Below are 6,383 nucleotides of genomic sequence, written 5' to 3' on the forward strand. Positions count from 1 at the left end.
GCCCCACCCGGGCAGGCCGCCAGGGGCCCTTCACCCCTCTTCCAGGCCTGCCATACGGCCAGTCATTTCTTCCCCTACGATTTCGGGCCAGCCCGTAAGTTCTTCAGACGTCACGGCCGACCCACCGTGAAAGTGCCCGGAATTCCCGGGAGTGGCGGGCAGGCATGCGGTTCGCAAGAGGGAGGGTGCGTCGAGGAACCGAACCCGTGTCCCAGTCTTCCGCGAGAAACCGCCTGATCCTTCCGTACCGCGTTCACTACGCGCCGCCTGCGTGGCGCGAGGTGGGGCGGATGTCCTCCGAAGCCTTCGAGGCCCTGCAGCAGGCGCTCGCGCGGCTGGCGGAACGGACGAAGAACCAGGACTCGGTGGCGGGACCGGCGCGGCACCGCGTGGAGGGCCACGACCTGGAGCTGCTCTACGAGAAGGACCCGCGCGCCAGCACCCTCACGCTGCTCGCGGTGACGCGGCTGGGCTGACACCCCCGGAAGTCCCTCGGCGGCTTCAGGCGCTCCGGCCGGACAGCCGGCCCACGGTGGCCAGCAGCTCGTCCGGGACGATGGGCTTCTTCAACAGCCCGCCGGTGTCCGGCAGCGCCTCCGTCCCCACGCCCGACAACAGCAGCACCGGCACGGCCTTGAGCCGGGGCCAGTCCGCGCGCAGGTGGCGCAGGAACTCCGGGCCGTCCATCACCGGCATGCGCAGGTCCAGCAGGATGAGGCTCGGCGGAGGCAGGTGCTGGAGCTCGTCCAGGGCCTCGCGGCCGTTGGCGGCGACGGCCACCTCGTAGCCGTCCGCTTCCAGGATTTCGGCGATGGCGGCGCGAGCATCCTCGTCGTCCTCCACCACCAGCACGGGCTTGTGCTGCACGGGCTCAACCATGTCCCGCAGCATAGGGACCCCCTCCCCCACACGGACACGCCTTCCCGGAATACCCCGACCACTGGTGGACAAATGCCCACCCCAGGGGGTGGCTCCCGGACGGGGATATCATTTGTGTAGAAACGAACCCTTCGGTCCAGAATTCCCCGACAGCGTGGAGGGCGCGGATTAGGACTCCCTGTCTCCGTGGGAGGGGAGCGGGCTCGCAAACGTGTGCTCCCTCACGGGTCGTTCAAACCAGGGGGGGCCGGGGGGTTAGCGGGTCCCGGAGCCCCTTCCTACCTTGGGCCGACCATGTCGCTGAGGAGCACTGAGCAGGGAAGGACCCGCGTCGGCGAGGCCCCGTCGTGGAAGCGCCGGGCCTGGCGGGAGCTGGAGGCGGGGCGGGAGCGCATCCAGGCGATGCTCGCGCCGCTGCCGGAGGCGGAGTTGATGCGGCAGCACTCGCCGCTCATGTCCCCGCTGGTCTGGGACGTGGCCCACGTGGCCAATTACGAAGAGCAGTGGCTCTTGCGCGCGCTGGGGGCCCCGGCCTTCACGGACCCCGCGTTCGACGCCATCTACGACGCCTTCCGCCACCCCAGGAACACGCGCGCCACGCTGCCCCTGCTGGAGCCGGAGGCCGCCTGGGCCTACGCCACCCGGGTGCGCGCGGCGGTGGGCGCGCACCTGGAGACGCTGCCCGAGGACAGCGAGGATCCGCTGCTCCAGGGCGGCTTCGTCTACGGCATGGTGGCGCAGCACGCGCAGCAGCACGCGGAGACGCTGGCCGCCACGCTGCAGCTGATGACGCACGTGGAATACCACCCGGTGGAGGCCCTGCGGCCCCAGCCCGGCGCGGTGCCACAGCACGAGGTCTTCATCCCCGGCGGCCCGGTGCGCCTGGGCAGCGACGACCCCTGGGCCTACGACAACGAACGCCCCGGACACGTCGTGGACGTGGCGCCCTTCCTCCTGGACGCGCACCCCGTCACCACGGGGGACTTCCTCGTGTTCGTGGAGTCCGGCGGCTACGAGGACGCGCGCTGGTGGGACCCCAAGGGCTTCGAGTGGATTAAGGCCGAGCGGATCCGCCACCCGCTCTTCTGGAGCCGGCAGGGGAATCACACCTGGCTGCGCCGCCGCTTCGGCACCGTGGAGCGGCTGCCCAAGGACGAACCCGTGCAGCACGTGTCCTGGTACGAGGCGGACGCGTACGCGCGCTGGGCCGGCAAGCGCCTGCCCACGGAGGCCGAGTGGGAGAAGGCCGCGCAGGGCAGTGACGGCGTCCAGCGCGCGCACCCCTGGGGGAACGCCGTGCCCACGGACGCGCACGCGAACCTGGGCGGGACGCGCTGGGGCCCGTCCCCCGTGGGCAGCCATCCCCCGGGCGGCAGCGCGGACGGCGTCTGGGGCCTCCTGGGCGACGTCTGGGAATGGACCGCCAGCGACTTCCAGCCGTACGCGGGCTTCCGGGCCTTTCCGTACCGCGAGTACTCGGAGGTCTTCTTCGGCAACGCCTCCAAGGTGCTGCGCGGCGGCGCCTGGGCGAGCGCGCCCGTGGCGGTGCGCAACAGCTTCCGCAACTGGGACTTCCCCATCCGCCGGCAGATCTTCGCCGGCTTCCGCTGTGCACGCGACGTGAAGTGAGGGCCACATGAGGATGAGGACGGAGCAGGGCGAGGCGCGCGTCACGGAGGGCCATGACTCGCCGGGCGTGCAGGTGGACGTGCACGTGCAACCCGGGGACGCGCGGCGCGCGCTGCGGGCGGAGGTGCTGGAGGGGCTGTGCCACGGGCCCAAGGAGCTGAGCCCCAAGTGGCTCTACGACGAGCGCGGCAGCCAGCTCTTCGACGACATCACCCGCCTGCCGGAGTACTACCCCACGCGCCGCGAGCGCGAGATTCTCCGCGCCCACGCGGACGACGTGGCGCGCTTGAGCGGCGCGGACACGCTGGTGGAGCTGGGCAGCGGCACCAGTGAGAAGACGCGCCTCTTGCTGGACGCCATGGACGCGGCCGGGCAGCTCAAGCGCTTCGTCCCCTTCGACGTGAGCGAGGCCTTCCTGCGCAAGGCGGCGCAGGGCCTGGCGCGCGAGTACCCGCGCATCGCCGTGCATGCCGTCGTGGGCGACTTCGAGCAGCACCTGGGCCGCATCCCGGGCGGCGGCCGGCGGCTCGTCGCGTTCCTGGGCGGCACCATCGGCAATCTCAAGCCCGCGCAGCGCGCGCTGTTCCTGCGCGAGCTGGCGTCGGGGCTGAGGCCTGGAGACGGGCTGCTCCTGGGCACGGACCTCATCAAGGACCGCGAGCGCCTGTTCGCCGCCTACAACGACAGCGCGGGCGTGACGGCGGACTTCAACCGCAACGTGCTGCGCGTGCTCAACCGCGAGCTGAACGCGGACTTCGACCCGGAGGCCTTCGAGCACCTGGCCCCGTTCGACGAGACGAACAAGTGGATCGAGATGCGGCTCATCTCACGCAAGGCCCAGTCCGTGTGGCTCAAGGACCTGGAGCGGCGCGTGGAGTTCGCGCAAGGCGAATGTCTGCGCACGGAGGTGAGCTGCAAGTTCTGTCGCGAGCAGGTGCAGGCGGAGCTCAGCGACGCGGGCCTCGACCTGGCCGCGTGGTGGACGGACGCGGACGGAGACTTCGCGCTGTCGCTGGCGATGAAGCGTTGAGGCGGGAGGGCCGCCCGGCGCTGCCTTCCAGCGCGCCGGGCACGGGCCCCAGAACATCCGGACGACGGTGCGGCCTAGCGGCGGCGCGGCGGGTTGCGGCGCGCGGGCACCGGCACCGGAGCCGGCTGCTGCGGGCGCGTCCACGCGGCCCAGAGCGCGGCCGCCGCGGTGATGACCAGTCCCCCCGCCGCTGCTAGCTGCTCACCCAGGGGCCCGATCTCCACGACGGCCAGGGGGAGGGGAAGCATCTCGGTGAGCGTCATGCGCGGACTCCTTACGAGGGGCACAGCGTGAAGACCCGGGACGGGCGGACGCTCGACACAGGTCGGGAAGCTAAGGTTAGGAAGTCAGAAGGCTTTGGGGAAGTCCCGGGGACTCCGGCTGACGGCGCGTGGACGGAATTGCACCTCGGGTCGGCCCCGAAGTCCATCCCCTCGCAGTGACAGCCACCGGAAAACATCCGCCGTCTCACGTAATGAGGACACGCGGGCCGCGCAGGACGTTCCCGGGGACTGCCCGCTGCCGCTTATCGCCCGTCCGGGTGGCGCTTCTTCCACTCCACCTTCATGCAGTGGTCCTGCACCACGCGGATGCCCGCGCGCGCCAGCTGCTCGGCCGCGGCGTCATTGCGGATGCCCAGCTGGAACCAGACGGCATGCGGCTTCTTCGCCAGCATCGCGTCCACGTATTGGGGGATGTCGTCCGGGCGCAGGAACACCTGCACCACGTCCACGTCTCCGGGCAGGTCCTTCAGCGAGATGGAGATGGGCGTCCCCAGGATGCTCCCCTGCTCGCCGTGCGTGGGCACGGGCAGGATGACGAAGCCGTGGTCCTGGAGGAACTTGGGGATGGCATGCGCGGGCTTGTCCGCCTGCGCTTCCGGGCGGATGCCCAATACGGCGATGCGCTTCGTGCGCGCGAGCAGCTCGCCAATGCCTTCCGCGTCTTCGATGAGGTTCTTGCGCCAGTCGTCCATGGGGTCTCCGGCTCCTTGAATAAGGAGGCCGTGACCCTCACGCAGGGACACTTTCAGCGGGGCGCGGCCTGGACCTGGATGCTACGGCAGGCCTCGGTGGCCAGGCGGACCTCCTCGGTGCTGGCGCCGGGGAGGCTGGCGCACAGGAACAGGTCGTCCCCCACGCGCCGGGCGCCGAAGAACGCGGGCGCCTCCGGGCCCAGACCGCCGTCCGTCAGGGCCGGGGCCATGGTCACGCGAAGGAGGGCGAAGGACGGGGTGTCCTCCTCCTGGTCCAGCGACAGCGTGAACTGCTTCATCTGCTGACGGACGTTGTCCGCCAGCGTCTCCGAGGAGGGCATCTGCTCGCCCTGCCCCGGCTTCAAATCCACCCGCAGCGCCGGGCGGCCGGGAGGGCCCGCCTGGAAGCTGCCGTCGGTGGCCACCTGCGCGGACCAGCCCGGCGGCAGCGGCACCTTCACGCCCGAGCGCAGCCCCGCGTCCTCCGCCTGGACATCCTCGCCCGGTGCCTTCTTCTGGCAGCCTTCGCAGCCGCCGAAGAGGACTCCGAGCGAGACGAGCCCGAGGCCCAGGAGCCTCGGGGTCTTCCGCGCGGTGGACGCGTGGACGGGCACCGTTACTTCTTCTCTCCCGGCGGGGGCGGGTTGCCGCCGCCCTTGCCGATGTTCTCCATCTTGAGCGAGCCCTCGAAGATGACGCCGCGGTCCATGGACAGCGACGGCGTCTCCAGGTTGCCCTTCACGCGGCCCGGCTGCTTCAGCTCGATGAGCTGCGTGGCGCGCACGTTGCCTTCCACGGTGCCGTTGATGATGACGGTGCCGGCCTGGATCTCCGCCTGCACGCGGGCGCCGTCGCCAATGACGAGCACGTCCTTGGTGACAATCTGCCCGTTGAACTTGCCGTCGATTCGAACCTGACCCTCGAAGGTGAGCTTCCCCTCGAACTCGCTTCCCTTACCCAGAAGCGTGTGAACCTCACCCGGACGCGTCGACACGAAATCCTCCTCCCGTTTGAACAGGGGCTTGCTGGGTGCTTCGTCTTTCTTCCCGCCAAGGAGCGCCACGCCCTACTCCTTCCTCAGAAGCTTCAACAGCCTGTCGAGGTCATCGTAGGAGAAGAAGTCGACTTCCAGGGTGCCTTTTCCCGGGCTTTTCTCCGACAGACGGACCTTTGTTCCCAACCGGCGCTGCAGCTCCTCGGTGAGCGACTTCACCTGCGGGCTCACCTTGGGCGCCGGCTTCCCTGCGTCCTTGCCGCCCTTCGCGGACTTGCCCTGCTGGACCAGCCGCTCCGTGTCGCGCACGGACAGCTTCTTCTCCGTCACCTGCTTCGCCAGGTTCTGCAGCTCCGGCAGCCGGGGCACGCCCAGCAGCGCGCGCGCATGGCCCATGCTGAGGGACCCGTCCGCCACCATGAGCTTCACGTCCGGGGGCAGGGCCAGCAGGCGCAGCGCGTTCGCGACGGTGGAGCGCTCCTTGCCCACCTTCTGGGCCACCTGCTCCTGCGTGAGCTTGAACTCCTCCACCAGGCGCCGGTAGCCGTCCGCCTCTTCAATGGGGTTCAGGTCCGCGCGCTGGAGGTTCTCCACCAGGGCGAGCTCGAAGGACTCGGCCTCGGTGACCTCGCGCACGATGGCGGGGATCTCCTTGAGGCCGGCGGCCTGGGACGCGCGCCAGCGGCGCTCGCCCGCGATGATGAGGTAGCCCTCGCCGCCCTTGTTCGGGTTCTTCCGGACGAGGATGGGCTGCAGCAGGCCCTGCGCCTTGATGGAGTCGGTGAGCTCGGTGAGCTTCGTCTCGTCGAAGTGGCGGCGGGGCTGGAGCGGGTCGCGGTGGATGGACTCGATGGCCAGCTTGAGCACGCCGGGCT

The 6,383-nt window shown here is 70.3% G+C and carries 9 protein-coding genes; 3 read left to right on the plus strand and 6 right to left on the minus strand.

The features are described 5' to 3' along the window. Positions 1-290: 290 nt before the first annotated feature. Positions 291-476, plus strand: a complete 186-nt coding sequence (locus tag D7X55_RS33630) for a hypothetical protein (protein ID WP_121725190.1) — start codon at positions 291-293, stop codon at positions 474-476. Positions 477-501: 25 nt separating this feature from the next. On the opposite strand, the gene D7X55_RS33635 is transcribed toward D7X55_RS33630, so the two are convergent. After that, positions 502-879, minus strand: a complete 378-nt coding sequence (locus tag D7X55_RS33635; protein WP_120548197.1) for a response regulator — start codon at positions 877-879, stop codon at positions 502-504. Between the two features lie 294 nt (positions 880-1,173). On the opposite strand from D7X55_RS33635, the gene egtB reads away from it, so the two are divergent. Next, positions 1,174-2,508: an ergothioneine biosynthesis protein EgtB gene (gene egtB / locus D7X55_RS33640; RefSeq protein ID WP_121725191.1), complete on the plus strand. Its 1,335-nt coding sequence runs from the start codon at positions 1,174-1,176 to the stop codon at positions 2,506-2,508. Between the two features lie 7 nt (positions 2,509-2,515). Next, positions 2,516-3,538 (plus strand): L-histidine N(alpha)-methyltransferase, encoded by a 1,023-nt coding sequence (gene egtD, locus D7X55_RS33645; RefSeq protein WP_121725192.1) that lies wholly within the window; start codon positions 2,516-2,518, stop codon positions 3,536-3,538. Between the two features lie 74 nt (positions 3,539-3,612). On the opposite strand, the gene D7X55_RS33650 is transcribed toward egtD, so the two are convergent. The 5 genes from D7X55_RS33650 to D7X55_RS33670 all read right to left on the minus strand — a co-directional run. Then, positions 3,613-3,801 (minus strand): hypothetical protein, encoded by a 189-nt coding sequence (locus D7X55_RS33650; protein WP_120548189.1) that lies wholly within the window; start codon positions 3,799-3,801, stop codon positions 3,613-3,615. A 263-nt stretch (positions 3,802-4,064) separates the two neighbouring features. Further along, on the minus strand, positions 4,065-4,514 hold the full coding sequence (locus D7X55_RS33655; RefSeq protein WP_121725193.1) for a CoA-binding protein: 450 nt from the start codon (positions 4,512-4,514) through the stop codon (positions 4,065-4,067). 53 nt (positions 4,515-4,567) lie between these two features. After that, positions 4,568-5,128 (minus strand): hypothetical protein, encoded by a 561-nt coding sequence (locus tag D7X55_RS33660; protein ID WP_120548187.1) that lies wholly within the window; start codon positions 5,126-5,128, stop codon positions 4,568-4,570. A gap of 2 nt (positions 5,129-5,130) precedes the next feature. Then, a complete protein-coding gene (bacM, locus tag D7X55_RS33665) occupies positions 5,131-5,577 on the minus strand; it encodes a bactofilin BacM (RefSeq protein WP_014400844.1) in 447 nt (148 codons plus the stop codon). 3 nt (positions 5,578-5,580) lie between these two features. Then, on the minus strand, positions 5,581-6,383 hold an 803-nt coding region (locus D7X55_RS33670), incomplete at its 5' end, for a ParB/RepB/Spo0J family partition protein (RefSeq protein ID WP_121725194.1).

Origin of the sequence: Corallococcus sp. AB049A (assembly GCF_003668885.1) — a bacterium.
Lineage (GTDB): Bacteria > Myxococcota > Myxococcia > Myxococcales > Myxococcaceae > Corallococcus > Corallococcus interemptor.

Bases quoted from the DNA above. Each gene is read 5' to 3' on its own strand.
- D7X55_RS33630 (WP_121725190.1), top strand. From the start codon at position 291: ATGTCCTCCGAAGCCTTCGAGGCCCTGCAGCAGGCGCTCGCGCGGCTG.
- D7X55_RS33635 (WP_120548197.1), bottom strand. From the start codon at position 879: ATGGTTGAGCCCGTGCAGCACAAGCCCGTGCTGGTGGTGGAGGACGAC.
- egtB (WP_121725191.1), top strand. From the start codon at position 1,174: ATGTCGCTGAGGAGCACTGAGCAGGGAAGGACCCGCGTCGGCGAGGCC.
- egtD (WP_121725192.1), top strand. From the start codon at position 2,516: ATGAGGATGAGGACGGAGCAGGGCGAGGCGCGCGTCACGGAGGGCCAT.
- D7X55_RS33650 (WP_120548189.1), bottom strand. From the start codon at position 3,801: ATGACGCTCACCGAGATGCTTCCCCTCCCCCTGGCCGTCGTGGAGATC.
- D7X55_RS33655 (WP_121725193.1), bottom strand. From the start codon at position 4,514: ATGGACGACTGGCGCAAGAACCTCATCGAAGACGCGGAAGGCATTGGC.